Below are 26,812 nucleotides of genomic sequence, written 5' to 3'. Positions count from 1 at the left end.
GAACGAAATAATTTAAAAACCCCAAATCAAACTGATCGATTTAAAATTGAAATCTGTTCTTTTGTTGCAAAATATATTATTATTTTACATCAAATTAATTTCAAAAACTATACTCAATGTGGGAATTAACCTTTGGCATTGGAACTTTACAGACCTATAGATTATCCTTTACCACATCATCTGAAACAATTGAAGAATATATCCATTGTGAGGTACTGGAATGGACCGAAACAAGTAAGTATGACGAACCGATTTTTATAAAAGTCAAACAAATAAGAAACCTTCAGGAATATTTTTCAGGAAAAAAACTCGCCGGACACGAAAGAATTTTAAAAGTAAAGGATCTCAAAACAATCGATTTCAGATGGAATTAAATTTTCACAAGCCAATCACAAGTTGGGAAAAAGACACACTCTATTTACTGCGACCGGATCATTACTCATGTAGGTCCTTTTTCAATTCCTGGATAAAATAAGTCGGAGAAATTACATTGCGCGCTTTGAATGCACGAGTAAAATTTTGTGTTGAACCGAAACCAACTTCTTCACCTAACGCCTTGTTCGTATAATTCCTAAAACGATTGTCCGTTTTAAGCAGTTCTACAAGATAATCGATTCTCAAATCGCTTATATATTCAATCGTGCCTTTGCCACGATGTATCTGAATTATCTTAGTTACATATTTTGTGTTGGTGTGCAGCAACTCGGCCAGCCTTACCAGATCCATGCCTTTTTCGAGAAATTTTTTATTTGCCTCAAATTTGTCAAGATTTTTTAAAACTACTTTTTCTACCTCACTGCTCATTACAGGATCAATCTCTTTTTCGGAAATTGGTGCAGCGGGCCGGATTTCAGGCTTTCGATTCATTAACTCCTCATACTTTTGACGGTATTTTCGCTTATTAGCATAATGACGATAGACAAGAAATACAACTACAAGAACCAATAGCCCAATTATAGTAAAGCCGACAATCGTGCGAGTTTGCATAGAATGCTCAATTTCTGATTTTGCACGCAACAACTTTTTGGTATCATACTGCTTTACTACTTTAGCGAGTAAGTATCTGTAATTGTTGTGCAATACACTGTCAACTTTTAAGAGCCGGTTAATATAAAGCAATTCAGAAGCCTGGTCGCCATTCGCATGATAATTGTCAATCAGTAATTCGTAACTCTCCCTTAGATCAGGCCTTATGTAGTTTTCCTTTTGAAATGCGGCATCGACCTTTTTTAAATACGGGAGCGCTTTCTCTTTCTGATTTAAGGCCCAATAGCTTTTTGCTATGTAAAAATTCGCAATAGATTCATTCGCAAAATCTTTGTTTTTCTCTATCGCCGGCATTGCCTGAAGCAACTTATTAATGGATTCCCGGTAATTGTGCTTAAAGTACTGGTTTACTCCCTCTGAATGAATAAAGTATGGTTCCATTTCAAGGTCGTCCAATTCACGCCCGGCAGCTATTCCCCGTTCATTAATGCTGCTGCACAGATCGTAATTTCCTACGCGATTATAACATAAACCCAGCATGTGCAGCGAATTAAGATATGCCCGCTCATTTTCTTCTTCAAAATAATCTATGCATTGCGTGAACAGTGCAATCGCTTCATTGTAAAACCCAACGTAATATTTAGTCAATCCAATACCATATTTGACTTTGTGAATCAGGTAGTGATCATTTGTCTTTGAAATAAATTCATCAGCGATCAGGTAATAATCAAGCGCCTTCCTTATTTCCTTGCGCTCGTAGCAAACAATTCCTTTGGTCATATATGCTGAACCCAACAATAAATTGTCGGATGTATTGCGCGCGGCCTGCACCATGCTATCGGCATATTGGGGATGAAATTCTTTCTTCACGTTATACATCATCGCTTTATATGCCAATGCCATCTGATGATAATCCATTTCAGCTTTTGATTTCAATAGCCAGGACTTTGCATAAAGCAATGTTCTGGCACTATCTGCCTTATTGAGTGTGATATGAGATTCAAAATACTCGAAACTCTTTCCGGAGAGACTGTCCGGAACCTTAAAATTTGCATGCTGTGCATCGGCATTCCGACCTAAAAGCAACAACACAATCATAAAATTTTTAATCATCATTCTTAGTAGGTATGAGAGGTAAAAACACGCGGCATTTGGAAAACCGAATGTTTATTAATTGTTAAGCAAATGCAAATATAAATATTAGAATTTCACAAAACGAGGGGAATAAGCCTATTTAAATGAAGATTTGTCAATATCTCCAGATTTAATTTAAGGTATTTATTCCATAGAATTTCATGTTGTCAATTCCAGAATTGAACATTTTAAATTCCAGAATTGAACAGAAGTCAGCTTGCAGGGCGACGATTGCGCCAATAGCTTTGTCTCCGAATTCAAGGTTTGTTATGAGCAAACCAAAACCCACTGTTCAGATTAACCCGGGCGAAATGAACTGATGAAAAAAGTAATCAGTAACATTTTAAAACAAACAACATGAAAAATTTATGTTCATGCCTTTTAGTTCTATTAAATTGCTTCGCCAGTTCGCTGGCGCTCGTGTCATGCAACGACGATACCGGTATAAATGCTTCTGAGGATCAATCAGCCGTTACCGCGCAGCCCGAAGCAAGTTCAACAATTGCACACCGACTTGCAGGAGAAATGCCAGCCAATAGTGACAATTCCTATGATGTGGCTGGGAAAGTGCACAATGAACTATTTTACAGCTATTATGACAGCAGTTCGCTACCAACAACCTTAACAGCAATACGTGATCGCGTTAACCTATTTGCTAATGCAAACTCAGGATTCATTGAATGTAAAGGATCCTTTTATCACGGTGTGCAACTTAGCAAAGTGCAAAGCATACTGAGTAACCCAGGAAGCTGTATTAATGATGTTTTGACCAGCACCGGTATGTCAATACTTGGCAAGGTAAGTTTGAGCACTTTTACGACCGGAATTTTATCGCTAACGGCAAAAACAGAGGAATACAAGGAAATTTATGACAGCATCTGCAATTATGAAGCTGCCGTGCTTGCTGATCCTTTACTAACTGCCAAAGACAAGAAGGTTATCCTGATCACCACCTCAATTGCGCGACATTCGATTTACTGTGCCAAAAAGAAACCTAAGAAGAATACAGATCCCGACTGGACTATCTTTATAGGAAATATCATGGCCGGAACGTATGGAGGCGACAATGATGTCGCGGACGCTATCGAAACCGCATTGGTTACGGGGATTGCACAAAATTAACCTGTAAAGAATTAAAAGCAAAGGCTGCCGACGGGCAGCCTTTCTTAGTTTTCATCGGCATCATCCATCCGCAGTATCAAAGTATTGGTCAATGAATTAAGGAATTTTGTCCTATCTGATTTCCGTTCCCGGATTTCAAGGAATGTCCGGTTAAACTGGCCCAGATCAATATCAAACATACTTTCGAAATGCCTTATCGTTTCTTTTAAATCTGCGTTTCCCTTATTGAAAACAGATTCCGAATGGAGCGCATATATCAATTCAATCAAAGCCACCTTTGAACCAGTCCATTTTATCTTTTTGCCTGATGCAGTGCCGGCAATAATCTTATTACCATCCAGCGCTGCCATTTCCTTTTCGAGAAATTTTTTTATTAAGTCATTGGCTAAAATTCTCGCCACCTTGTAATCATGAGAGGTGGAAAAACGATTGTCGGCCTGAAAGTAAAAGCTGTCGAGCGTTAATCTTATATCATGCCTTCCGCGAATGAAATACTTATTGTCAAGGTATCGGCTACCGGCACGGTAATACTTATAGAACTCTGTATTTTCATCAAAGTAAGCTTTCAGTTTTTTTAATTCGACAGCATAATATTTCCGTAACACTTTTTTTGTCCCAAATGGCCTGTTTGTAGCAATATTGTATATTTCGTTATAATAGATCAACCTCGATGCAAATTGCGGCTTTATATCACGAAAAAATGTAATCTCTTCCAGCTTGCTTTCAAGCGGGTGCTTCATAAAGAATGTTTTAAGCTTTTCGAGAAATGCAATCAGGACTTTAATTGCCTGCTCAGAATATACTATCGGATCATCAAATTCAGAGTGGATCAATTTCAGCTGTGCCTCCAATTCTGAAATCAGCGATTCAGAAAACTTTTTCATTGGTTAAAGATTTGAGAAGTTTTATTTGGAAATATTGGCAAATCTATCCGAGAAGGCATATTAGTACAAATAGTGTACTGTTCAATTCCAGAATTGAATAGTTAAATTCCAGAATTGAAGAGTACTTTTTTTTAGCCTATAATGATGAAATGTAATTTTGTATTATCCAATTGTATAGCATTATGATAAAACTACTTCCCGGAATTGCACTTTTTATTTTCTGCATTTACTCATTCTTTAGGGAAGTGCGGCTTGACCATATTCGTTACCAAGAACAAGATCGATTAGGCGACGAGCACATTATGCGGGAGATTGAAAAATTCCTGAAAGAACAAAATGCCAAGCAATCCCAAGCAATTAAGTAGCAATAAATTTCTACCTTTGAGCATTAAACCAGCGTAAATGAATTTCGAGATTTATTGTGATGAAAGCGGATTAGAGGCGCTGACGGAAAAGACGGCACATAAGTATATGGCCATAGGCGGTATATGGATGCCATCTGATTATCGCGTAGAATTTAAAAACTCTGTTGCTGCCATTAAGGCAAAGCATAAAGTTCAGGGTGAAGTTAAATGGAGTAAAATTTCTCCTGCGTATTTTGATTTATATAAAGACCTGATCGATTACTTTTTCAGTACTGATTGCCTGCGCTCACGGGTCCTACTGGTTGAGGCCATCAAAGTTGATCATGTAAAATTTAATAATGCGGATGCCGAACTCGGTTTTTATAAATTTTATTACCAATTGCTGCATCACTGGATTCTTGATTTTAATAACTACGAAATTTTTGTTGACCTAAAGGTTAACCGTGACAAAGGGAGAATCAAGACTTTAGAGAAAAAGCTTGATGATGCCAACCTGACTTCGGACATCACACAAATCCAGGCATTACCTTCGAACCAATCGTCGGGAATCCAGTTAGCGGATTTCATTACAGGGCTTGTCGCCGCAAAAGTGAACGGTGAAATTAAGAGTGAAGCCAAAATTAACCTTATCAAGCACATTGAAGAAAGCTACCTGAAAAGACAAATTGCGCATACGGGCAAATGGGAAGAGAAATTTAATGTGTTTAAGATTAACTTACAAGGAGGCTGGTAATGGCATATAATTTAACCGTACTCCCGAATGAGGCTGCATACAGGGCATTATATTTAAATACCTATTGCAATCCTGCCAATCCAATCATTACTTTTGATAATATCAGGGTACAATTTTTTCCTGACGGTTTTGACCATGCTTTTTTTGAAAGCACCAATCGCGCTGCGGCCAACAAAAACCAGTTTTCACAAGCGCGGTCGGAAAGGATTACCTGGATAAAAGATACACTTGAAGATGGAACTGCCGATATCAGGCAAGGTTACGACAAGAAAACCAAAAGTTATGACCAATCGAGACGTGTTGCGATTGTAAAAGGTGATTATGTGGTGGTCATCTGGATTAAGAATGCGACAACTGCAAAGTTCATTACAGCATATGTTGCAGACAATTCGATAGGGAAGATACTTGCAAGCCCTGCGTGGTAACTATTGGGCATAAAAAAACGCTGATTACTGGTTCAGCGTTTGAGACCTCTGTAGGTTCCTGAGCACAAGGCTAAGAACATGACAAAGATAAGTAGTTTTATCATCATGTGCAACATCTAGAGCAACTTTATGATCAAGTGCTGCATCAACTGCATCATCTTCTATACTATCATCATCATGTTTATCATTAGCAACAACTATACCAACAGCTTTATTAAGTTAAACAGGAAGCCAAATCATGAAAAGACTCAAAGACAACTTATTCGCTATAGATGTACCACTGTGGAGTACGCAACATGAACTTTACGACACCTCAGATTATACAGTAGTTAAATACCCTGCTCCCTGGGGATGGGGAAGAATTAAAATTCTGAAGGAAGAATATAAAATCATCGGTACTATTACCGCAGACACCATTAATTTTGATCCGACACCATTTTTGTCTTTAAAAGTTGCTGAAGACCCAACTCCTTATCAGGAATACAGATTACATGATCACTTCGGTACTTTCCCCTCGTATACGGAAAATCCTGTTGAAGCTTTTCGATCACTCTTCTATTTTTATTACCTCCCTGATAATCTTCCGCTAGATTTTGACGACTGGCCCGAAGAACGCGTAATTGTTCGAGACAAAATACTTCTGTTGCAAATGGTTAACTTTACATCTGAAAATTGGTAACCTTATGAAACAATACGACTTTGACGATGCGAATCTTCCGAAAGTAAACCCGAATGAAGACCTGGAAACGATTTCAGACCGCCTTCTAATTTAGACAAAATGTAATCAAATTATATCAGCATGGGAATATTCGATGGATTTATAAAGTATTTAACTGAAAACGCTAAAAAAGACGGTTTTCGGTTATGGGTTGGTAAAACGGGGAATAGTTATATTAAAAAGGGAGGGAAAGGTCGCAGCGGGCCAACAATTTCATTTTCTAAAAAGAAGAAGTAATGGATGAAACTGATATAAGAACTGCAGCGCGTAAGCAGGCTGAAGACAATTCCAAGTACAACGACATGAAACAGCATGCCGACAAACTTATTCAGGGATTTCAGAAATTAAATAATAGTCATGCAAAAAGAGCTATCTGGGAATTATTTCAAAACGCTATTGATTTATCAGAGCAGGCTAAGATAATAATTGAACAAAAAACGGGAGCATTAATTTTCAAACACAATGGAAAGCCATTTGATGACAATACACTAAACTGCTTAATCAAGCAAGTAAGTTCCAAATCAGCAGAAAGCAATGATGACGAAATAGGCCAATATGGAACTGGGTTTATTACGACACATTCATTTGGGAGGAAAATATTATTAACCGGCTCTTTAAAAAATAATGGCGCTTACATTTCGCTAAATGAATTTGAGATTGACAGAACAGCCAAAACTTCGCCAGATTTAATTCTGGATTTGGTAAAACAGCAAAATGCAGTATTTGATCTGATTGAAAAAGGTGAGTATCTAAACGATTGTTCGCCATTTACTGAATTTGCCTACATTTCTGAAAGTGCATTGCAACAGCAATATGCCAATGATGCAATTACCAGCCTGCCTTATATTTTACCCTATGTAATGGTCTTAAACAAAAAACTCCACCAAGTCGAAGTCATAGGAAATGATAACCAAAGAACGATTTATACTAAAGGTGAAGTGGAACAAAATGGGATTTTCTTTAAATCTGAAATTATAATTGACGGTGAGAGCCAATTTATTTTGTCGATAGAGAACGATGATCCGCAAATTACTGTAATACTCCCTCTCACGACAGATTACGAGGCTATATCTTTTAATGAGCAACTTTCAAAATTATTCCTTTTTTACCCACTAATTGGTACAGAAGCCTGGGGTATAAATTATATTATTCACTCAAAACATTTTTTTCCAACCGAACAACGCGACGGAATATACTTAAAAAGCCTTACAGAACAAGTAAAAGAAAATGAAGAGGAGAATCGGAAATTGATACTGAAGGCTTCCGAAATGATATTTTCCTTCGTAGAGGATTATGCCACAGAAATAAAAAACCCAATTAATCTTGCTGAAATAAACTTCAATATAAATAGCGACAAGCCTCTTTTAAATAGTTATTTCGAATCGCTTAAAACACTTTGGATCGATAAATTTAAAACATTTCCATTGGTGGAAACCACTGCCGGAAATTTGCAAGCTGCAGCGGCACATTTTGTTGACAGAGAACTACTCACATCAGAAACTCATAGTGTAGCTATTTATAACCTAGTAAATAAATATTGGAAAAACATTCCACTAAAGGAAATCAGTTCAGAGTGGACAAAAAAAATTGATGAATGGAATATTGAATCAATCAATTATGTGAAAATCAAAGATCTTATCAGTTCAATTCAAACTGATGGCACTTTGAAAGCGTTTGAGAAAGCAGACGAACTCAAACTATTCTATGAATTTTTACTGATTGATCATGAAGGCATTTTTAATCAACATGCCCTGCTACCGAATATTAAAGGAGATTTCAAGATTTTTTCAGCACTAAACAGAATTACGAATTTACCCCAGACACTAATTGAAATTGCTGACATATTAATGCCTGAAATAACTGAAAAACATATAGATGAAAACTTTAAATTTAATCTTGAATTAGCAGTTTACAGCAGGAAGCAATACTCAACTGACATTAATGGACAGGTTGTTAAATTGGTTACCGACATTACCAAAAGTGCTGATCTCACTCCTGAATTTTTGGAAAAACTCGTAGCATATTGTAATATTTCATCGAGTAGTGATGCAAATAACGCTCCTGGTAAGATAATGAAACTAATAAGTAATTATTATGGATTAAGTGATCAGGTATTAATAATTCCGACAATCAAAGATGATGAAATAAGCATCGGGCCTGCGCAAAGAAGATTGCTAAGAATGTTTTTAAACGACCTGAGTAATCAAGAACCATCATGGGTGGAAGAAAATCTCGCATTTCTTCATAAGTTACATGAACTTGGGGGCTATAAAGATTATGAAGAAATGTTCCTGACCATGAAAGTTTTTCCAAATCAATTGAACGAACTTGAATCGCAAACGATATTAAAAACGGAGCATAATATACCGGACGAATTAAAACAATATTATGACGACATAGTAAATCCAAACTTACCCATAAAGTCAACTTTGATAAGAAGGGATTTTTCCAAATATTTAATTAATAAAGAAATTAAATCTGCCCGTAGCCTTGGAGAAGCGATTGAATCAGTTCTGTCGAATGATGGACAATATACTGATGTAATTGGCCATAAATTTCAAAAGAAAATTTATGCAATACTTCAAAAAATTATTCAGGACAGTGCCTGGGCATCTTACTTTTCGGCTTTAAACGCCAGAAGAGCAAATATTGTCCTTGACTCAGTTTCAGATGATAGCATAATTGGGGACGTATTTTCAATTGTCTCTCTTGATCCTGGACAGATTAATAAGCTTGGGAATTTGGCCAGAAATAAAAATCTTGACCAAATCATTGCATTAGGAATGCAGGCTTTAGAAGATAATTCAAAAAAAGACAGTGACTTTTTATTTAAAAAAGCGATAGGAACCCGAATTGAGGCACTAATCAGAAATAAGATTGGAACGGATCTTAGTCAATTTGATATTGTACCCAAAGATGTACAAAATGGTCAAGATATCGTAATCAGTCTAGCCGGTGTTGAGGTTTTTTATATTGAGGTAAAATCAAGATGGAATTCTGACAATTCAATAATGATGAGCAAAAACCAATTTTTAAATGCTGCAAAAAATAAAGATATTTATTCGCTTTGCTGTGTAGAAATGTCAAATTACAAAACTAATGAACCGGAGAGATATGAGGTTGAAGATGTAAATGTTATTTTCGACAGGATTAAATTTTGCAATACTATTGGCACCGAACTTGAGCCACTGATTAATGGGATGTTAGTTAATACGGATATAAACAATGACATTACTTTAACGGGGGATTATAAAGCAACAATACCGCAACGTATCATTAAAACTGGACAATCATTGGACGAATTTATAATGTATCTAATTTCGAGATTGAACTTAAAAGCGCCGTAAATTTTATTTTTTTTACTATTCTCACGGCATTTGCGGAGGAACAGTTTAAAGATAAATTTTTACAATTTCCCCTGAATACAATTTTCCAAACCTTGAAAATAACCCATCCTCAGCTAAGAATTTTTTATCTGCTACCGGATTTTCAACAATGAATTTTTGATTAATCGCAACATTAAAATCTTCTATATGTATATGCCCAATGGATTCAACTTCATAGTTTTTCCCAATATAAATCATTATCAATTCTTGCCAGGGCTGTTTTAGCTTTGTAGACCGGCCAGTTTTACTTTCAGCCGTAATTGTCTTTACAGAAATTTGTCTTCCCGTTGAACAAACAATATCGAAACCTTTGTTTGTAGCACTTTTGCATTTTTCAACTTTACGGTTGTCGTTAGTCAAGAATTGTAATGCTACAAATTCGCCAATACGTCCGACAATATTATCGTTTCCTCCTAATTCAGGATGGTCTTTATTAATAGCCAAAAGAAATTCTTGTCTTGCTAACAGATACTTTTTTGCTAATACTTGTAATTCGTGTATGCTATTCATATTCTTCGCCTATCTGCTAATTTGATTAAATAAATTCGAATAAATTTATAGTTCTCCGAGCGACTTAATATTTCTAACGGTGCTGCAACTGAATGGATAATCTTTAGACCTGTTATTATTTACAACGCTGAGGTTATTGCGTTTTTCAAGAGCTTCATTAATGTGTTCGTCAGAATATGAATATCCCGAAACCAGTAAATTTTCGGCTGTGGCAACTTCAGTTTCAAAGTGCTCAAACAGGGCCGAAAACATAGTGTCATTCTTAATGATTGCTGGTTTGTTTTTCCCAGTAATAAATTTCGGGATTATGTCTGCATTAAAATCCTGGATTACTTCTTTCGTTTCCAGATTTACCCTTGTCGCAAAATGCTTTTCACGATAGCCTGATGTAATAAAATAATTGTATTTGTTCGTATAGTTAAAATTATCTATGTTATTAAACCTGAAATAGTCTAAACTTCCGTGAAGTTTATAGATTTTGACTTTTACATTGCCGAAATCATTATTAAATACCGGCAGTGGATTTCCCTCGTAATATATCGGCGAATCATTTTTTGAAAAGCCCCGTGAGTATTCAATCCCGTGGTATTCTAAAATTCTTTCCAACAACAAATCGTGGTTTAATGTGAATATGGTAACCTCGTCGAACTGTTTTAGATAGTCCGTAAAAAATATGTAGTATGAATCAAATATCCCCGGGGTTACCGCAACAGTCAATAAATCCGAAATTAAAAAGTTTATTACTCCTATCAACTTTGATACAAATGGCTGATCTTCAAGAAAAAATAAATACTCTTGTGCTTCCTTTGTTTTCAAGTGCGGATGATCGTCCAAAAAGTTTTTCTTGGCGACTGCATAGACATTCTCCAACCATTTCTTATCGGTGCAGTTGGTATTCAGGTACTCAAAGAAATGCTCGTAATCGTTGAAAACCAAATTTTCAGAAATATACTTTTTTACAAGTTCATCAAGAATGTAGGAGTAATAGTTTGTATCACGTGGAATTGACCCATTGTGTATAAACGTTTCGTCTTTATAGTCTTTCCAGAACCATTCGCTGGAACTCATTTGCAATAACATCTTGCGCTGATCACGGTTGAATCGTTCATTTATATCACGCGCCAACGGAAGTCCCGCAGGAGCAGAAAAACCAGCGCCAATAATTACTGTTAGTTTAGCCATAGAAACTTTATATAACAACGCCTAAAGATAGGAACATTCCCGGGCTATACTTGTCAGTTATCTAAAATAATTTGGGACACTGAATCTTTAATATCCAGGATTTTAGCTTTCAAACCTGTGGCATCCAATAGCATCATGATTTCTGTTGACAATGACTGGATTTCCTCGTCATTAAGGTTAAGTGCAAAATCAACTTTATCATCGAAAGTCTCAGTTATTTTGTCAATATACCGTGTAGCGATACCCGCTAATGCATTTGTAAAATTACCGTTATCCAGCAATAGGTCAAAGTAGGCAGGTATAGGACCAGCAACGAGCGTATCTCGAAGTCCATCTTCATGCTCCTTATTGTATATTTTAAGTGACTGCCGTAATGAATAACAATCATTCATTGCCGACCCTCTTGCAAGAAGTTCAATAGGCTTAATGTAGTTTCCTTCGAATAGTCTCCAGTAAACACACTCGAATACAGCACCGGCGACATTATTTAAAATAGCCAGGCAAAATTCTTGATGATAGTTACCATTTGTTAAAATAGTGTCATCTGTAATATCCGGATTCTTGCATGTAACAAAGCATGTCCACGATCGAGAAGTAGAAAAATAGGTGAATCCTATTTTACTAATTTTATAATTGCTGTTTTGTTCGATTAGCAGCAAACTCATGCATAAATGCCCGAATTCATGCCATACTAATTTACTGACAAGCCCTCTTAAATTAAATAGCATCTTGTATACGCTTTAGGATTATATCAAATAATTCTGTGGCAAGGCCTTCAGCATTTTCCGATGGAATTTTCTCTGCGATGAACAGCAGGTTCGAAATTGTGTAACGTGATTTGTTGTTTGCATATTTTTTAAAAACTTCTACAAGCTGACCTGTATGAGCTTCACTAGAAGCAGAAAAAATCTTGTCAAATTTGGGATCTAGATTGATATGGTCCCATTCGACCTCTGAAAATTTTGTACGATTTCTAATAATGACATAAGGAATCTGCTCTTTTGAACAATGATTAAACCATTCATTATATTTATCAATGTCCTTTGACTTACCAATTTCAAATTTTTTCATATAAGCTTATAACTTGCGCGTAGCTTCGATAATGTTATCGTCCAGACTTTCCGCTTGACCACGCCACGAGAACGTATTTGATTTTAATTTCTCAAACATTTCTTTATAATCATTCAACAACACTTCCCGACGGCTTTCCAAGTATAGATCAGCAAGGGGTTTCTCCAATTGCTTAATCATTGCATCCAAGCTTATCATAATGTTACTATAATCTCTCCAGCCCATATTAATTATATCAATCTGGTCATGTTGATCTTTAACGTCAATAGTTTCTTTCATCCTTTATTGTTTTTATAAATGCGATACATATGTGGTTCTATATAAACAAATCCACATATTATTCTACTGTAATTTTACTAATTTCAAGTTGGCAATCTGGGTGTTAGACTGCAAAATTTTGTCTACAATCTTGGTAAAATCATTTTTGTCCTGTGATGTCCAATTAAAAGAATTGAACGTATTGTATAAATCAAAAACATCATCAAGTGATCCAAATTCAAACAAGTTCAGTTCGAACCCTATAAAATCATCGTAGGTTAAAATTCCTGCATAATTATAAAACGCAATAAACTCGTAAAATTTATCGCTTGAATTAGCTCTATCAACAAGACGATTGTATTCGTCGGTGTCGTATACAATATCTACATTTGAAAGCACTAAATTTCCATCTTCAACAATTGCATGCTTGTATTTCTTATTACTGACAATTTCATTTACAAAAAGTTCGGTCATTTTCATTATTAATTAGAGTGATTAAAAGTTCAGGATAGGAGCTGCTAACCTGATTTGAGAATAGGCGAAAGATATGCTTTTTTTGTAGAAACTATAATAATTTTAAACAACGCAAGAAAATCTAAGTAAGTCTTTTTGGCTTCCAGAACTACTTATTTTCCCTAAAATCTAAGCAAAAGTCTTCAAATTTCCAGACATGACCACGAATCTCACTTAGGAGGTCTTTCAAATCTTCAGAATATTCAGATACTCCGTAATTCATTTCTAATTCCGTTTGGATTACCGCTAGCGAACGTCCAATATAATTTATTTCTTTTTTAAGTTCATCGATTCTAATATCGTCAAATTCACGATTTAATCCTTCAAACTTAATTCCTGTCGCATATTTATCCTTCTTTAAGATGTATTCGAATTCATTAACCTTTTCAAATCCCACTTTAAGGGCAAGCCTTTCAGAAGCTTTTGCATTATCCAGACCAATTTCTGCAGGCTTAATTGAAATTTTTTGCTCATCGCGATCCTTAAACAAATGAAATAGAATTGTTTCCCGTAATGACTTTGAAAGAAAACCGTTTGACCTGAACTCTGGGATTACTATCCAATGTAGATCGTGAGACATATCTAAAACCGCCGCGACATAATTTCCTAGATCATTTTTAATAAAATAAAATGAGTAAGGCAAGTCGGGGGAGAAAATAGCATCTGTCTTGGAAGGTGTATTTTCCCAAACCTTTGCATAATCGACTTCATGTGTTAATGGTCTTAGAAATATTAAATTCTTTTGTTCCCGATTATTGAGCTTCTCAATGATCGCAATTAGATTTTGGTCTGTCATGATTGTTTTAAAACTTTACCAAGTATTAAGGTTTTCAAACAAAGCTCCTAATTTTACGGTTTCAATTTCATATTGCGCTGAAGTTTTGGGTAAGTTAAATTTCTCTACGTTTTTGTCATCCATCAGATTTGCCCAATGCGCAGGATGATTTTCAAGAACTTTTTTACCGCCTAAATTGTTCTCAATCAGATTGAGAATTTTCATTCCTAAACCATGTTTACCATCGTTAGGAACTTCTTTGGCTTTGTCATTTTTGCGTAGCCATAGAATTAATTCATCAGCGCCAATTTTAATTTTTGTTGACATAGTTTTAATTATTTCGAGTTTATAATGAGCGATTTCTCTATCAATCTTCTTTTTGGGAGCAATCTTTTATATACGAGCAGCACATAGGTAGCCATCATCAATTCAATCCCGTACATATCAATTATGTTTCTTTTTAGTAGAAGACTTAGTGTTTTTAAATACTCACTGTCTTGGGATAAACTGCTATAGTTATCGGTACTTATTGTTTCCTGAGATTCAATCAATATTAAATCCAAGTCATCATGATAACCACCATGAGCAATTTTATGCCTCACAGGTTCCACATTTTTCATCAAAATAGTCAAACCCTGAAGAAGTTGCTCAAGGTCTGTAAAGCCGTTTTTTTGAATTTGGATCTTTAAGTTTCTTTCTAAACCAACATTTTCTTTCAGATCAATTTTATAGGTTCGATTTAAGAGTTTTAAAATCAAATCTTTAAAGGTTGTTAAACGAAGAAAATAAGTTTCTATGTGATAGCGTACAAATGCGGCATTTTTTACTTTATGATTTTCAAAAATTTTATCATCCAATCTTTCACTTAGAAAAAACCTACTGAGCCTTAATGTTTCAAGCAAAGACGAAATTCTCAGGCAAATTTCCAGTACCTCTTTTTGGTAAGAATCCTTTGCACTTAGATGTTTTCTAGGTTTAGCTGATTTTGTCAAGTATAATTTTGGAGCTCTTTTTCTTAAGGATTTAAAAAACGGGCTATCATCGATTGGAATTTCTTTTTCTTTAGTATGAGGCATAGTAAGAGGATGTTCTTATTCTAATTTAATGTTATCCAATCTAAAAGCACAAAGTAGTCCATCTTCAGTTCCACCAATTAAAATTGACGTAATAATTCCTTCTGGATCCGCAATTGGCGAACCGCTTGCGCCCCGGTAAAATTCATCACCTTGAAATATCTGCGGTTTGAAATAATTGACATGTTCTTCTTGCTTAACTAATTCCAATCCCAATTCGTAACAGCTATATGATGGTAATGTAGTAATATCATTCCTTTCAACAAACTCTAAATAGTCATTTACGACTGAAAAACCATACGCTTCTTCTTGCTCTGCAGCAATAAATTCATGATTATAAACAGCAAATGACACACCTTCATATTGCTCCATTTCTTCTTGATAAATAGCTATTGGCAATTCGCTGTAAGCATAATCAATATCATCATTATTATAAAAGACTTTAAACTCTCCAGCATTTATTTGTAAAATTTTCCCGTCTTTGACAATCTTAGTTTCAATAAAAGATCCTTTTTGTGGAAGTTTATGGCCGGCAGTAATCACGATTGGAATACTATCTAACGTTTTTTTATAGAGAAAACCTGAACATCTACCTATTAAATGCCCTTCTTCGTCAAAACTTGTGATTCGGACAGTTACGTTTGTCATCAAATCTAAAAACTTTAAAATATTTTTTTCCAATTTACTCATGTAGTTAGAATTCTTAAATATAGTTGTTAAATATTTCTTCCAACTCTTCCGTCGGGTGAAAGCCCAATTCTATCTTTTCATGTACAAATAAACCATCTTCATAAGTTATTTCCGTAAGTGAATGAGGCAAATCCTTGTTTGAAATTTTTTCCTGCAATTGAGCTATGGGTACGGGAATATATTCACCATTATCACTTTCTCTCCATACATAAGCAGACTTTGTCATTACAAATAAAGATTGTCTGTCTTTAGAGAATGCGCTTTTCACTACTATATATTCTCCATTGTGGTTTCTGAAGAATGGCGTTCCCTCATTCAAAATATCATGATATGCTTTTAACGGATCGCCTTCAAACGCTTGTGGAGTGCTTGGAAATTCGTTTGGTTTATCACTATGGGTAATAATACGTTGCGCTGCATTAGGAGTTTTAGACATTATATAATTAGGTTGAATAATAGGGGGAGTGTAAACGTTTTCTCGATTAAATATCCATTCTCCTAATGAACCTCCTTTTAAAGGTTTGTAACTATTTGCCCAAGATAACATTCGTTCCAAGCTTATTTTTGCCTCTTCTGCTGAAACGGCACACATCCACTCATAATTTGGGTCTAGAAATTTGTCCCGAAATTTCGAAGGGTCGGCAAGAAATGCTTCAACACTTCCGCAAATAATTTCGATGCGTCTTGCTGTAATTGGGTTAAGTAAAATGTTTTCTAATCTTGTTACCCATCGCAGATTGTCGGGTCGATTATTTTGTTTGTTTGTGTCAATATGATCAACAACATGTTCTTTTGTTGGAGGCTCGCTATGAAATGCAGTCGCAACTATTCGGTGAATTCGAACAGAAGCAATTTCTAAATAACCTGTTTTGGAGTTTAGTTTGCCAAAAGTCCAATTGTTGTCTGTTGGTCTTGGTCGTTTTCCGTCAAGTGGATAGCGTAATACTGTTCCGTTATCACGAACAGAATAGCGCTCATTTTTGTAAATGCATTCACTTTCTTGTATGAAGTCTTCCAAGTCAACCATATTTACTCTTAAAATCTTTTGTCAGTTTGATGTCATAGTAGGCCGTAATATGCTGACCGCTAAAACCTGGCTATATATCACAAATATAGCCCATTACATTCTCTAAAAATTTAATAGGGCATAAAAAAAGATGCTTGCGCACCTTTAATTTATTTTACAATTGTCAAATAATCCAATTTGTTGAGTTTCCACTGTTCAAGTTCCGTATCAGATAAAGGCTTGATCGATAGAATAGTGAATCGTTTTGTGATTTCTCCTTGGTTATCCACTTCATGTTTTCTCGACGAAGTTTTTAAAATATCGAGTCTTATTCTAACAATATCATTGGCAAGAACTTTTTCTGGCAGTAACTCTTGATAAGATTTTAAGTTAAATGCTTTTGCAATTCTTCCCAGCATTCTAATATTGTACTTTGCTTTAATTCGTGGGTTTTCGATGCTTCCAACATATCCTTCAGATACGCCGAGGCGCTGCGCTAATTCAACTTGATCCATACGCGGCTCAGATTTTATTCTCAGTTCACGTACTTTCTCAATAATGTAAAAGTCTAATTCGGATATTATTATCTCTATAACCATAGTTCATATATCATAGAGCAATGAAGGAATTACATTATTTAATTTCACATATATATGTGTATGTAATGTTATTTTTTTATATTTGCGATAATTCATTTATGAATTGTAATTTTGCGATACTTCATTTAAAATATTTGAAGCATTCGCTTTGAATCTCGTTTTTGAAAACTGGTACTTTTTACGCACACGAGATGATAAGTAGACTGCTCACGCTTAACGGCGTGGGCTCACTTATTCGTGTGCAGGGTATACCAGTACCTCAAAAGCGTCTAAGCTGAGTTCCACGCCTATTTTTTTGGATAAACCCAGGGCTCACTCAGAAACATTCTTAGCGCACTTCTTTATTTTCTTTTGCAGTTTCACAAATCAAAATTTGTCTAACTACTAAAACTTCATGCCTATGGTGCAATAATTTTTAGCCACAATAAAGCCTGGGCCGCGATTAATTTTCAATTTGGGTTAGTTAAGTCGTGGTTCAGGTTATTATCAAAAAAAGCCCTCTGGCTGGTCGGCAAACTAACACAGAGGACTTAGAGTACAAACAAAACTTTCGTTTCACTTTAACCAAACCAAAATTATGAAAAACTCTTCATTAATTAAGGGTTGGCGCTGCCAATGTGCAATACTCATTTGCATTGTGTTGTTAAGCAGCTGCCCGTCCTTCGCTACAAGCCATACAGAATCAGTCAAAAGTTCAAAGTCAAAAGTTGAAAGAGGGCTGCCGCCAAGCTGCATACCTGACAGCCACTGGCTGTCCTCCTCTATATCGCATATGCACAGGGTGACAGAAGCGCAACAACAAATTACTATCACAGGAAAAGTTACTTTTGACAATATGCCGATGGCTGGTGTAACAATAACTGTCAAAGGGAAAACTATTACAGCTATTTCCGGAGAAAACGGAAATTATTCAATAACGGCTGAGCCTATAGATACTTTAATCTTTAGTTATACAGGATTTAAAAGCGTTGAGGTTCCGATAAACGGACGCTTAATTATCAACACGGAATTGCAGGAAGATGTGACTTCGCTAAAAGAAGTAACAATAAATGCAGGCTATTATTCCGTAAAAGACAAAGAGCGTACCGGAAGCATTTCGAAAATTACATCAAAGGATATTGAACAGCAACCAGTGTCGAACGTGCTAGCTACAATGCAAGGCAGGATGGCAGGCGTGAATATTACTCAAACAACCGGAGTTCCCGGCGGAGGGTTTGATATCCAAATACGGGGACTGAACAGTGTTCGGCGTAACGGCAACGACCCACTTTATGTAATTGACGGCGTTCCGTATTCAAGCGAACCCATCGGAAGCGGGCAAAATTCAGCCGTTCTTCCCACACAACCCAGCCCGCTAAACAGCATCAACCCAGATCAGATAGAGAGCATAGAAATCCTGAAAGATGCTGATGCAACTGCAATCTACGGTTCGCGCGGCGCTAATGGCGTGGTGCTGATCACTACCAAAAAAGGCAAAGCCGGTAAGACACGCTTTACCGCTAACGTATCGACCGGTGTGGGCAGAGTCACCCGATTTATGGACTTGCTTAATACAGAGGAATATCTTGCGATGCGTAACGAAGCTTTATTGAATGACGGTTTTACTGAAGCTCCTGATTATGCCTACGATGTAAACGGAACATGGAATCCGACACGCTATACCGACTGGCAAAAGGAACTATTGGGCGGAACTGCGGTTATTACGGACGCGCAGGCTGGAATATCCGGCGGGTCGGCACAAACGCAATTCTTACTCAGCGCCAACCTTAACAGACAGACGACGGTGTTCCCCGGGGATTGGAATTATAAAAAAGGGAATGTACATGTTAGCATTAACCATGAATCTGATAATAAACGCTTTCATTCCGTGTTTACTGCGGGTTATACCGTGCAGAACAACCTACAGCCGAGGACTGACCCGACGCTAACGGCTTTGGCGCTCGCACCAAACGCACCGGCGCTTTATGATGCGGCCGGCAATATTAACTGGGAAGGCAGTACCTGGAATAATCCTTTGGCTGACCTGATACCTCAGTATGAAGCCAAAACGTATGACCTTATAGCAAATTCTGTACTTTCATATGAACTATTCAAAGGACTTGAAATTAAATCTAGCTTCGGTTATACGGCTCTCACCAACGATGAAGTCACAACCATACCATCAACACGGTTTGATCCTGCCGGAGGCATCGGTCCCGAGTATTCGTCGCTTATCTTAGGAAGGGCGGCACGACGGTCATGGATAGTTGAGCCGCAGCTCAACTGGCGGAAGGAAATCGGAAGAGCAAAAATAGATGTACTTTTTGGCGGTAGCATGCAATCACAAAACGGCAGCTTGCTCACACAGATCGGCTCGAACTTTTCGAGCAACAGTCTTATCTATAATCTGGCGTCGGCGGCAACGATTAACACTCTTATAAGCGCGGATTCGGAGTACAAATACCAAGCATTTTTCGGTCGCGTGAATTTCAACTGGAAAGATAAATACATTGTGAATCTTACCGGCAGACGCGACGGTTCGAGCCGTTTTGGGCCAGGTAGACAGTTTGCAACATTTGGGGCTGTTGGTGGCGCATGGTTATTTTCAGAAGAAAGCTTTTTAAAAGACAATAAGGTACTGAGCTTCGGTAAACTGCGCGCAAGTTACGGCATTACCGGCAACGACCAGATCGGTGATTACCAATACCTGGAAACGTATCAATCGACCGGCGTGAATTATAATGGGGTTATCGGGCTTCAGCCTGCGCGACTATACAATCCTGATTTCGGATGGGAAACCAATAAGAAATTTGAGGTCGGACTTGAAACCGGATTTTTGCAAGATCGATTATTTCTTACTGCCGCCTATTACAGCAACCGCTCGTCGAACCAGCTGACGGGAATGCCGCTGCCGGGCACGACCGGATTTACAAGCATGACGGCAAACCTCGATGCTACTGTAGCGAATACAGGAATGGAACTTACGCTTCGAACGGTTAATTTCCAACATAAGAATTTTAGCTGGACGACAAGCATAAACCTAACTGTAGCAAAGAATAAACTGCTGTCGTTCCCGAATCTTGAAAGCTCAGTTTATAAGAACATGTATGTAATCGGAGAGCCATTGAACATCAAAAAAGTTTACCATTCTACCGGCGTTGACCCACAAACAGGGCTGTATACTTTTGAGGATATGAATGGCGACGGCGCAATTACAACGAGTGATAAAACACAGGTAGCTGACCTGTCGCCAAAATACTTCGGCGGCCTTCAGAACTCATTTCGCTATAAACGGTGGCAGCTCGATTTCCTATTCCAATTCGTAAAGCAGGACAATTATAACGAAACAGCTTTCTTTTTCTTACCCGGAACAATGTCGAACCAACCGGCTAGCGCTTTAGATCATTGGCAACAAGCGGGCGATGTTGCCGCGCACCAGGTTTTTACCGATGGAATGAACTTCGAGGCATTCGATAATTACGACAGATATTATAACAGTGACGCGGCAATAAGCGACGCTTCATATGTAAGACTAAAGAACCTTTCTATATCATTTGACGTGCCGGAAAACCTGCTTCAATACGTGAAGTGCAAGCTGTATTTTGAGGGACAAAACCTGATCACATTTACCAATTACCGTGGCGCGGACCCGGAATTTCAATCGTCTGGCTACCTGCCGCCGTTGCGTGTACTTAGTGCCGGGGTCCAATTATCGTTTTAACCTATTAGAAAAAATATTATGAAATATTACCAAAACCACAATATTTATGTCTGGAACCCAAAGAGGGCATTACTCAGGCTGCTATACTCTGCCGGATATTTACTAGCCATCATGGTACTGTTGTATTCGTGCGATGACTTCGTGGAAGTAGACTTCCCAAAGAACCAACTAAATTCAGACCACATATTTGAAGAAAAGGGCACGGCGACCGCGGCCATGACTGATATCTATTCAAAAATCCGGGATAACGGATTGTTGACAGGATCGCAACAAGGTATTAGTATGGGATTGGGATTATACACTGACGAGCTTAAATATTACGGCAGTTCGATGAACGGCCTTCAAATGTTTTACAACAATACGCTTATAGCTCCTAACATTGATATCGCAAGCTATTGGAACGATTCGTACAACCAGATTTACTCCGCAAACATGGTTATTGAAGGCGTAGATCGTTCCGTAAAGTTGCCGCAGACTGATAAGGACCAACTAAAAGGCGAAGCTTTGTTTGTCAGGGCATTGGTGCACACCTATCTTGCCGGGGTTTACGGAGATGTGCCATATATTAAAACTACAGAACCGTCAATAACGCTACATGTAGCGCGATTACCTGTTGACGTGGTGTATTCACAGGCAATCGACGATTTAAATGCCGCCATCGAATTACTCCCCGAAAACTATATCGGAGATTCGCGGGTGCGACCAAACAGGTTTGCTGCCTATGCGTTGCTAGCACGAGTAAGCCTTTATGCAGGCCAGTGGGATGTAGCCTCGAATGCCGCTTCAGCAGTTATGAATAATACAGCGTTGTATTCCTACGAATCGGATTTAGACAAGATATTCAAGAAAGAAAGCACTTCAACTATCTGGCAACTCAGCCCGAATACGCCGGGTGCAAATTCGCTGGAGGCAACGGCTTTTATTTTTACATATACGCCACCATCGCTGGCAGCGCTTAGCGATGATCTTTTGAATGCTTTCGAACCAGGTGACCTGCGGAAAACAAAATGGACTTCGGCCGTGAGCAACGGTACAGACACCTATTACGAGCCTTACAAGTACCACGAGCGAAATAATACAGGTACAACCGTTGAAATGTCAGTTGTATTAAGGCTTGGCGAACTGTATCTGATCAGGGCTGAAGCCCGCGCGAGAGCGGGCGAATTAATTGGAGCCAAGGAGGACCTTAACGTAATCAGAGCGACTGCGGGTTTGCCTGATACTACTGCGATGACGCAAGATGAAATCCTGACGGCCATATTGCATGAAAGGCAGGTAGAATTGTTTACGGAATTCGGGCACAGGTTTTTTGACCTGAAAAGGTTTGGCAACATCAATTCCGTTTTGTCTTCAGCGAAGATTGGCTGGGATGACCGGGATATATTGTTCCCGATTCCGCTCGTGGAGTTAAACCTGAACCCAAACCTGAATCCACAAAATCCGGGATATTGATCATGTTTCCATTTATGAAGATAAATTTAGTTATTATTTTGAGTTTGATTTTTTCGACCTGCCCGTCCTATGGGCAGGTTCAGAAAACCAAGCAGCTGCTGCCTGAAGATTACGTTTTGTGGAGTACAATTAATGAACTTGGTATTTCTGATAATGGTGATTGGTGCAGTTATCAATTATCTTATTCAACAGGAAACGACACGTTATTTGCAAAAAGCACTGCTCGAAACAAAATGTACGCGTTTGCAAATGGCACAGACGGCTCCTTTAGTGGCAATAGATGGTTTGGGTGCCTTGCCAATGATAAAGTTACACTCTTAAATCTTGAAACCGGAAAAATTGAAAGCTTTAGAAGCGCTGATCGTTACGCGTTTGCCGAGAATGGCCAATATTTAATAATGCATATTGAAAAGCCAGGGCAGCAAAGTCTTATTATACGGAATTTGATTTCCGGTCAGGAATCGCAGATAATGGATGCCGATAAATTTGCTGTCAGCCCGAATTCAAAGTTGGTAGCGGTTGTTGTTAAAGGGAAGGAAGGTAACGAAGTTCTCAATATTAGGTTGGATAGCCAAGTTATGATAAGCACAGTGATTAAAAGCGCATATGAAAGTTACCAGACATTAGTTTGGCAGGATAACAGCGCGTCTTTTGCTTTTTCCAGTATGACAACTGGTAGCAGTCAAGCTGTCTCCATTTCGCTTTACAAAACCATTGGCAACAAGCTATTCACATTTGATACGCGCACTGAACGACAATGGGAACAAAGTCGGGTACTTAGCTGTAATACAACGTCTTCAATAGCGATATCTGATGATGGAGAACGCGTGTTTTTCACTTCGATGAAAAAGGTGACGGATATGCCATCAGGCAACTCGGTTGAAATCTGGAATGCTGCCGATAAAGATCTTTGGCATTACAGAATGCGTGGGTGGAATCATAGCGGTCAAGAGTTTGTTTGGTGGCCCGAGAAAGGAACAATCAGTATGATTGGAACAGATGGGCAAATCACCGGTAAAGTTAGCGGAGACCAGAAATATTTTCTGACGTATGATCCTGCGCCATATAAACCATCATTTAAGTTTACTCCAGACCTTGATATTTATATTACTGAACTGCAAAGTGGTAAGATTTCATTGTTTTTAGAAAAGCAATTCGGTGAGTTTGAAGATATGGAGATGTCTCCTGATGGACGATATATTTGCTATTATAAAGAAGGTAATTGGTGGGCATACGACATACTGCAGAAAAGACATCATACGCTTACTGACCATATAGTTCCTGAGTTTGCGGGACCTTATCTGCAGATGCCCGGAGTTGCACTGCCATATGGGCTTGCCGCATGGACAAGCGACAAAAAATCTGTATTACTTTATGATGCTTTTGATATTTGGGAAATAGCGTTGGAAGGTAATCGAGCGCGCCGGCTAACGAGGGGCCGGGAGGAAAAAAAGGTGTATAGGATTTCAGCGGCGACCTTTGAAAACCATTCAGAGAATTCGGTGAAGTTTAATCGGATTGCATCAGTTGATTTTCGGAAGGGCATCATTCTAGAGGGTAACAAATCTGACGGAAGCTCGAACGGGTTTTACAGCTTATCAGGTAACGGGAGTATTCGGAGTCTAATCTTTGGAAAAGAGCAATTGACGAAGCCGATTAAATCTAAAAATGGTGAATTGGTATTCGTAAGAGAAGACTATAACTGCCCGCCCGAAATCGTCAAAGTCAGTATTGCGTCTGAAATCAGTAAAACGGTTTACCGAAGCAACCCGCAACATGACCACTACGGATGGGGCAGGTCTGAATTGGTGACTTTCCGAAATGAGAAAGGAGAGGAACGATCTGCTGTACTGTTTTATCCATTTGACTACGACCCTTTGAAAAAGTACCCGATGGTTGTAAAAGTTTATGAAGATCTTATGAATACACTACACCGCTATATCAATCCCAGCCTGAATAATGACGACGGCTATAATACGACCAATTTGACGAGTAACGGTTATTTTGTTCTGCACCCGAATATAGTATATGTGCATGGCGCTAGAGGAATATCGGCAGCAAATTGTATCGTAGATGCTGCAGAAGCTGTCATTAGATACGCCTCTATTGATAGGAGCCGTATTGGCATCATCGGACATTCTTTTGGAGGCTATGAAACGTTTTTTACCATAACACAGACGCGGTTATTTGCTGCGGCAGTTGCCGGTGCAGGGATTTCTGATATCAGTACCAGCTATCTTTCTATGGGATGGAATTTTTCACGTCCGGAAACGTGGCGTTTTGAGTATGAGCAGGGAGGTATGGGAATTCCGCTATATGAGAGTCCGGGAAGCTATAGGGATAATTCTGGGATAACTTATGCCGACAGGGTACAGACACCTTTGCTATCGTGGACAGGTGCCAATGACCCAGAGGTTGACCCATCCCAAAGTATGGAATTTTATATGGCTATGCGCAGGCTGCAAAAAGACCATATCATGATTCGCTATCCGAATGAAGGCCACAGCCTACTGAAACCGGAAAATGAAATCGACCTCACCGTTAAAATCATGCAATGGTTTGACCATTATCTTAAAGGCAGGGAAAAGCCCGCATGGTGCGAGGTGCAGTAGTACTTTATATAAATAGCAATGCAGTTCCAAATTTTGGAACTGCATTGCATTTTTTGGCGTATAACAATTTACGGTCTTTCGTAAAGCGTGACCGGACATTGCATGTCCGTTTCATTGACTTTACCCCACAGCTGAATCGAGCCTACTTTACAGATCGGATTTACCTCGATTCTACAAGTCTTTGTCGCGTGGCAAGGATCCTCTGTAGAGATGAACCTGTAGGCAGTCTTGTCAAGTAAAACTTTGGCATCTTTCATGGAAGTTGTGGTGAATGCCAGACCGAAACCGAAGATCATAACTGCCAATGGCATCATGAATCTTTTGAAAAAATTTGTTTTCATAATATAATTATTAATAGATGACGGCTTACTCTTTTTTACAGGTTTTCAGCCTTATCCCTGATACTGCGCGGTATACTTTAATTTATTGTTGGTGCCTATTAAATGGATTATGGCTTTTCATAGAGTACTTCGATACATTGGAAATCACTTTCATTCAATTTTCCCCACAGCTGTGCAGTTCCTGATTTACAGATTGGACCAAGTGAGTTAGAGCATAGCTTTGTGGCTTGACAAGGGTCGGCCGCAGAAACGAAGCGATAGCCAATCTTGTCAGACAGAACTTTGTGGCCAGTCATTGATGTCGTCATACATGCGCCTGTAAATCCTAATACCATAACGATAGCAGAGATTGTAATCTTCTTTAGAGAATTTGTATTCATAATCGTGCGTTTTGAAATTAATTTTATTTTATTTTTTTATTGACAGTCATGTGCTCGCGCAACTTATAGCAAACCATTTTGTTATGCACCAAAGCAAACAGATGGTTACCGCTAACTAAAAAAGCTTGCATTGATTCCCTACCGATGTTAAAGACCGGGAAACTTGATTGATAGGATTGATCGTTAATATCATAAACATCAATAATACTGGCACGCTTCCACATATCCTCTGATTCGCCGACGCCGGGCAAGGCGGAGTGTACGAATAACAGCCCGCCATCTGCGGTACTGTTGTTGTTTACTACCAATGGAGGTTCTGAAAAAGTGCGGTACTTCCTGCTGTTTACTTTGACTATTTTGACATGCGCCTTGCTGACGGTGTCTATTGTATTGCCACGTGCAGCTAATTTTAATCTTGCATCTGCAACCCAATATTGATTTCTGTACCTGTAGTTATAGACAATCTGACGCAAGTCGTTATCGACCATCAGATATCCATCTGTATCAAAAATACCGTCGAACTGCTTTTCCAACAAGGCGGGATTATATTTTGTATTGGTAGTATCAGACAAATTAACCATACCCATCAGGCTTTCACCCGTTTTAGGTGTGATATACCGTATTGCGAGATTTACAGAATCTATTGGCACCACGTGAGAAAAATAATAACCGGAGTGTAACCGGATTTTTGCCTTCCAGTCCGTAGTACTTCCCTTAAAAATATAGGGGATTGTTCCTTCAAAGACAAAAAATACATTGCCCAAAACTCTGATCTGGGGTAATTTAAAAGGTAGGTTAGTAGGTGTCAGCTGTATTTTGTAGGATGTCGTTTTGTGCGTTGTAGTGTCGACAACTGTCATAAGTAAAGGAGCTGTAGAATTTCCGAGATATACTTT

Annotated in this window: 27 protein-coding genes; 10 read left to right on the top strand and 17 right to left on the bottom strand. The window is 38.1% G+C overall.

Annotated features, from left to right (window positions below; all coding sequences use genetic code 11):
• Nucleotides 1-116: 116 nt before the first annotated feature.
• Nucleotides 117-374 carry a hypothetical protein gene (locus ACTBZY_RS25210; RefSeq protein ID WP_463049161.1) on the top strand — a complete coding sequence of 86 codons (258 nt, stop codon included), beginning with the start codon at nucleotides 117-119 and terminating at the stop codon, nucleotides 372-374.
• 61 nt (nucleotides 375-435) lie between these two features.
• Here the strand turns inward: ACTBZY_RS25210 and ACTBZY_RS25205 are convergent, their stop codons facing one another.
• Nucleotides 436-2,103, bottom strand: a complete 1,668-nt coding sequence (locus ACTBZY_RS25205; RefSeq protein ID WP_463049160.1) for a hypothetical protein — start codon at nucleotides 2,101-2,103, stop codon at nucleotides 436-438.
• A 375-nt stretch (nucleotides 2,104-2,478) separates the two neighbouring features.
• On the opposite strand from ACTBZY_RS25205, the gene ACTBZY_RS25200 reads away from it, so the two are divergent.
• A complete protein-coding gene (locus ACTBZY_RS25200) occupies nucleotides 2,479-3,243 on the top strand; it encodes a hypothetical protein (protein ID WP_463049159.1) in 765 nt (254 codons plus the stop codon).
• 44 nt (nucleotides 3,244-3,287) lie between these two features.
• On the opposite strand, the gene ACTBZY_RS25195 is transcribed toward ACTBZY_RS25200, so the two are convergent.
• Entirely contained in the window at nucleotides 3,288-4,127 is an 840-nt protein-coding gene (locus ACTBZY_RS25195; protein WP_463049158.1) for an RteC domain-containing protein, read from the bottom strand.
• A gap of 182 nt (nucleotides 4,128-4,309) precedes the next feature.
• On the opposite strand from ACTBZY_RS25195, the gene ACTBZY_RS25190 reads away from it, so the two are divergent.
• The 5 genes from ACTBZY_RS25190 (at nucleotide 4,310) to ACTBZY_RS25170 (ending at nucleotide 9,715) form a co-directional block, all read left to right on the top strand.
• Complete coding sequence (locus ACTBZY_RS25190) at nucleotides 4,310-4,492, top strand: hypothetical protein (protein ID WP_463049157.1); 183 nt, start codon at nucleotides 4,310-4,312, stop codon at nucleotides 4,490-4,492.
• A gap of 37 nt (nucleotides 4,493-4,529) precedes the next feature.
• The gene (locus ACTBZY_RS25185) at nucleotides 4,530-5,225 is read left to right on the top strand and encodes a DUF3800 domain-containing protein (protein WP_463049156.1); all 696 of its coding nucleotides are present in this window, start codon (nucleotides 4,530-4,532) and stop codon (nucleotides 5,223-5,225) included.
• Nucleotides 5,225-5,650, top strand: a complete 426-nt coding sequence (locus tag ACTBZY_RS25180; protein ID WP_463049155.1) for a hypothetical protein — start codon at nucleotides 5,225-5,227, stop codon at nucleotides 5,648-5,650. Before ACTBZY_RS25185 ends, ACTBZY_RS25180 begins: the two co-directional genes overlap by 1 nt.
• Nucleotides 5,651-5,888: 238 nt before the next feature.
• Nucleotides 5,889-6,329, top strand: a complete 441-nt coding sequence (locus ACTBZY_RS25175; protein WP_463049154.1) for a hypothetical protein — start codon at nucleotides 5,889-5,891, stop codon at nucleotides 6,327-6,329.
• 275 nt (nucleotides 6,330-6,604) lie between these two features.
• Nucleotides 6,605-9,715 carry a sacsin N-terminal ATP-binding-like domain-containing protein gene (locus ACTBZY_RS25170; protein ID WP_463049153.1) on the top strand — a complete coding sequence of 1,037 codons (3,111 nt, stop codon included), beginning with the start codon at nucleotides 6,605-6,607 and terminating at the stop codon, nucleotides 9,713-9,715.
• 45 nt (nucleotides 9,716-9,760) lie between these two features.
• Here the strand turns inward: ACTBZY_RS25170 and ACTBZY_RS25165 are convergent, their stop codons facing one another.
• The 12 genes from ACTBZY_RS25165 to ACTBZY_RS25110 all read right to left on the bottom strand — a co-directional run bounded on the left by ACTBZY_RS25165 (nucleotide 9,761) and on the right by ACTBZY_RS25110 (nucleotide 17,431).
• Nucleotides 9,761-10,264: a hypothetical protein gene (locus ACTBZY_RS25165; RefSeq protein WP_463049152.1), complete on the bottom strand. Its 504-nt coding sequence runs from the start codon at nucleotides 10,262-10,264 to the stop codon at nucleotides 9,761-9,763.
• Between the two features lie 45 nt (nucleotides 10,265-10,309).
• A complete protein-coding gene (locus ACTBZY_RS25160) occupies nucleotides 10,310-11,446 on the bottom strand; it encodes an SIR2 family protein (RefSeq protein ID WP_463049151.1) in 1,137 nt (378 codons plus the stop codon).
• Nucleotides 11,447-11,499: 53 nt separating this feature from the next.
• On the bottom strand, nucleotides 11,500-12,174 hold the full coding sequence (locus ACTBZY_RS25155; protein WP_463049150.1) for a hypothetical protein: 675 nt from the start codon (nucleotides 12,172-12,174) through the stop codon (nucleotides 11,500-11,502).
• Complete coding sequence (locus ACTBZY_RS25150) at nucleotides 12,164-12,517, bottom strand: hypothetical protein (RefSeq protein ID WP_463049149.1); 354 nt, start codon at nucleotides 12,515-12,517, stop codon at nucleotides 12,164-12,166. The genes ACTBZY_RS25155 and ACTBZY_RS25150 overlap by 11 nt, the downstream gene beginning before the upstream one ends.
• 6 nt (nucleotides 12,518-12,523) lie before the next feature.
• Nucleotides 12,524-12,796, bottom strand: a complete 273-nt coding sequence (locus tag ACTBZY_RS25145) for a hypothetical protein (protein WP_463049148.1) — start codon at nucleotides 12,794-12,796, stop codon at nucleotides 12,524-12,526.
• 63 nt (nucleotides 12,797-12,859) lie between these two features.
• Nucleotides 12,860-13,249, bottom strand: a complete 390-nt coding sequence (locus ACTBZY_RS25140; RefSeq protein WP_463049147.1) for a hypothetical protein — start codon at nucleotides 13,247-13,249, stop codon at nucleotides 12,860-12,862.
• A gap of 148 nt (nucleotides 13,250-13,397) precedes the next feature.
• Complete coding sequence (locus tag ACTBZY_RS25135) at nucleotides 13,398-14,084, bottom strand: hypothetical protein (protein ID WP_463049146.1); 687 nt, start codon at nucleotides 14,082-14,084, stop codon at nucleotides 13,398-13,400.
• A 15-nt stretch (nucleotides 14,085-14,099) separates the two neighbouring features.
• On the bottom strand, nucleotides 14,100-14,390 hold the full coding sequence (locus tag ACTBZY_RS25130) for a hypothetical protein (protein WP_463049145.1): 291 nt from the start codon (nucleotides 14,388-14,390) through the stop codon (nucleotides 14,100-14,102).
• Nucleotides 14,391-14,398: 8 nt separating this feature from the next.
• The gene (locus ACTBZY_RS25125; protein WP_463049144.1) at nucleotides 14,399-15,139 is read right to left on the bottom strand and encodes a Cthe_2314 family HEPN domain-containing protein; all 741 of its coding nucleotides are present in this window, start codon (nucleotides 15,137-15,139) and stop codon (nucleotides 14,399-14,401) included.
• Nucleotides 15,140-15,154: 15 nt separating this feature from the next.
• The gene (locus ACTBZY_RS25120; RefSeq protein WP_463049143.1) at nucleotides 15,155-15,826 is read right to left on the bottom strand and encodes a hypothetical protein; all 672 of its coding nucleotides are present in this window, start codon (nucleotides 15,824-15,826) and stop codon (nucleotides 15,155-15,157) included.
• Between the two features lie 13 nt (nucleotides 15,827-15,839).
• Complete coding sequence (locus tag ACTBZY_RS25115; RefSeq protein WP_463049142.1) at nucleotides 15,840-16,853, bottom strand: HNH endonuclease signature motif containing protein; 1,014 nt, start codon at nucleotides 16,851-16,853, stop codon at nucleotides 15,840-15,842.
• Nucleotides 16,854-17,002: 149 nt separating this feature from the next.
• Nucleotides 17,003-17,431 carry a helix-turn-helix domain-containing protein gene (locus ACTBZY_RS25110; RefSeq protein ID WP_463049141.1) on the bottom strand — a complete coding sequence of 143 codons (429 nt, stop codon included), beginning with the start codon at nucleotides 17,429-17,431 and terminating at the stop codon, nucleotides 17,003-17,005.
• Nucleotides 17,432-18,008: 577 nt separating this feature from the next.
• On the opposite strand from ACTBZY_RS25110, the gene ACTBZY_RS25105 reads away from it, so the two are divergent.
• From ACTBZY_RS25105 to ACTBZY_RS25095, 3 genes are read left to right on the top strand one after another with little or no spacing between them, the layout of a single operon-like run.
• Complete coding sequence (locus ACTBZY_RS25105) at nucleotides 18,009-21,131, top strand: SusC/RagA family TonB-linked outer membrane protein (RefSeq protein WP_463049140.1); 3,123 nt, start codon at nucleotides 18,009-18,011, stop codon at nucleotides 21,129-21,131.
• Between the two features lie 18 nt (nucleotides 21,132-21,149).
• Nucleotides 21,150-22,583 carry a RagB/SusD family nutrient uptake outer membrane protein gene (locus ACTBZY_RS25100; RefSeq protein ID WP_463049139.1) on the top strand — a complete coding sequence of 478 codons (1,434 nt, stop codon included), beginning with the start codon at nucleotides 21,150-21,152 and terminating at the stop codon, nucleotides 22,581-22,583.
• A gap of 14 nt (nucleotides 22,584-22,597) precedes the next feature.
• Nucleotides 22,598-25,195 carry a S9 family peptidase gene (locus ACTBZY_RS25095; RefSeq protein ID WP_463049138.1) on the top strand — a complete coding sequence of 866 codons (2,598 nt, stop codon included), beginning with the start codon at nucleotides 22,598-22,600 and terminating at the stop codon, nucleotides 25,193-25,195.
• Between the two features lie 68 nt (nucleotides 25,196-25,263).
• Here the strand turns inward: ACTBZY_RS25095 and ACTBZY_RS25090 are convergent, their stop codons facing one another.
• The 3 genes from ACTBZY_RS25090 to ACTBZY_RS25080 form a co-directional block, all read right to left on the bottom strand.
• Nucleotides 25,264-25,536 (bottom strand): DUF6520 family protein, encoded by a 273-nt coding sequence (locus tag ACTBZY_RS25090; protein ID WP_463049137.1) that lies wholly within the window; start codon nucleotides 25,534-25,536, stop codon nucleotides 25,264-25,266.
• A 107-nt stretch (nucleotides 25,537-25,643) separates the two neighbouring features.
• Nucleotides 25,644-25,832, bottom strand: a complete 189-nt coding sequence (locus tag ACTBZY_RS25085) for a hypothetical protein (protein ID WP_463049136.1) — start codon at nucleotides 25,830-25,832, stop codon at nucleotides 25,644-25,646.
• 107 nt (nucleotides 25,833-25,939) lie between these two features.
• The coding region (locus tag ACTBZY_RS25080) for a hypothetical protein (protein WP_463049135.1) at nucleotides 25,940-26,812 on the bottom strand (873 nt) is incomplete at its 5' end.

The sequence above is a fragment of the Arcticibacterium sp. genome, assembly GCF_055134445.1.
Note: the sequence above shows the minus strand (reverse complement) of the source record. Positions and strands in the feature narration are given on the sequence as shown.

What these genes read in the sequence shown, in the direction of transcription:
- ACTBZY_RS25210 (WP_463049161.1), top strand. Translation starts at nt 117, where the DNA reads ATGTGGGAATTAACCTTTGGCATTGGAACTTTACAGACCTATAGATTA.
- ACTBZY_RS25205 (WP_463049160.1), bottom strand. Translation starts at nt 2,103, where the DNA reads ATGATGATTAAAAATTTTATGATTGTGTTGTTGCTTTTAGGTCGGAAT.
- ACTBZY_RS25200 (WP_463049159.1), top strand. Translation starts at nt 2,479, where the DNA reads ATGAAAAATTTATGTTCATGCCTTTTAGTTCTATTAAATTGCTTCGCC.
- ACTBZY_RS25195 (WP_463049158.1), bottom strand. Translation starts at nt 4,127, where the DNA reads ATGAAAAAGTTTTCTGAATCGCTGATTTCAGAATTGGAGGCACAGCTG.
- ACTBZY_RS25190 (WP_463049157.1), top strand. Translation starts at nt 4,310, where the DNA reads ATGATAAAACTACTTCCCGGAATTGCACTTTTTATTTTCTGCATTTAC.
- ACTBZY_RS25185 (WP_463049156.1), top strand. Translation starts at nt 4,530, where the DNA reads ATGAATTTCGAGATTTATTGTGATGAAAGCGGATTAGAGGCGCTGACG.
- ACTBZY_RS25180 (WP_463049155.1), top strand. Translation starts at nt 5,225, where the DNA reads ATGGCATATAATTTAACCGTACTCCCGAATGAGGCTGCATACAGGGCA.
- ACTBZY_RS25175 (WP_463049154.1), top strand. Translation starts at nt 5,889, where the DNA reads ATGAAAAGACTCAAAGACAACTTATTCGCTATAGATGTACCACTGTGG.
- ACTBZY_RS25170 (WP_463049153.1), top strand. Translation starts at nt 6,605, where the DNA reads ATGGATGAAACTGATATAAGAACTGCAGCGCGTAAGCAGGCTGAAGAC.
- ACTBZY_RS25165 (WP_463049152.1), bottom strand. Translation starts at nt 10,264, where the DNA reads ATGAATAGCATACACGAATTACAAGTATTAGCAAAAAAGTATCTGTTA.
- ACTBZY_RS25160 (WP_463049151.1), bottom strand. Translation starts at nt 11,446, where the DNA reads ATGGCTAAACTAACAGTAATTATTGGCGCTGGTTTTTCTGCTCCTGCG.
- ACTBZY_RS25155 (WP_463049150.1), bottom strand. Translation starts at nt 12,174, where the DNA reads ATGCTATTTAATTTAAGAGGGCTTGTCAGTAAATTAGTATGGCATGAA.
- ACTBZY_RS25150 (WP_463049149.1), bottom strand. Translation starts at nt 12,517, where the DNA reads ATGAAAAAATTTGAAATTGGTAAGTCAAAGGACATTGATAAATATAAT.
- ACTBZY_RS25145 (WP_463049148.1), bottom strand. Translation starts at nt 12,796, where the DNA reads ATGAAAGAAACTATTGACGTTAAAGATCAACATGACCAGATTGATATA.
- ACTBZY_RS25140 (WP_463049147.1), bottom strand. Translation starts at nt 13,249, where the DNA reads ATGACCGAACTTTTTGTAAATGAAATTGTCAGTAATAAGAAATACAAG.
- ACTBZY_RS25135 (WP_463049146.1), bottom strand. Translation starts at nt 14,084, where the DNA reads ATGACAGACCAAAATCTAATTGCGATCATTGAGAAGCTCAATAATCGG.
- ACTBZY_RS25130 (WP_463049145.1), bottom strand. Translation starts at nt 14,390, where the DNA reads ATGTCAACAAAAATTAAAATTGGCGCTGATGAATTAATTCTATGGCTA.
- ACTBZY_RS25125 (WP_463049144.1), bottom strand. Translation starts at nt 15,139, where the DNA reads ATGCCTCATACTAAAGAAAAAGAAATTCCAATCGATGATAGCCCGTTT.
- ACTBZY_RS25120 (WP_463049143.1), bottom strand. Translation starts at nt 15,826, where the DNA reads ATGAGTAAATTGGAAAAAAATATTTTAAAGTTTTTAGATTTGATGACA.
- ACTBZY_RS25115 (WP_463049142.1), bottom strand. Translation starts at nt 16,853, where the DNA reads ATGGTTGACTTGGAAGACTTCATACAAGAAAGTGAATGCATTTACAAA.
- ACTBZY_RS25110 (WP_463049141.1), bottom strand. Translation starts at nt 17,431, where the DNA reads ATGGTTATAGAGATAATAATATCCGAATTAGACTTTTACATTATTGAG.
- ACTBZY_RS25105 (WP_463049140.1), top strand. Translation starts at nt 18,009, where the DNA reads ATGAAAAACTCTTCATTAATTAAGGGTTGGCGCTGCCAATGTGCAATA.
- ACTBZY_RS25100 (WP_463049139.1), top strand. Translation starts at nt 21,150, where the DNA reads ATGAAATATTACCAAAACCACAATATTTATGTCTGGAACCCAAAGAGG.
- ACTBZY_RS25095 (WP_463049138.1), top strand. Translation starts at nt 22,598, where the DNA reads ATGAAGATAAATTTAGTTATTATTTTGAGTTTGATTTTTTCGACCTGC.
- ACTBZY_RS25090 (WP_463049137.1), bottom strand. Translation starts at nt 25,536, where the DNA reads ATGAAAACAAATTTTTTCAAAAGATTCATGATGCCATTGGCAGTTATG.
- ACTBZY_RS25085 (WP_463049136.1), bottom strand. Translation starts at nt 25,832, where the DNA reads ATGACTGGCCACAAAGTTCTGTCTGACAAGATTGGCTATCGCTTCGTT.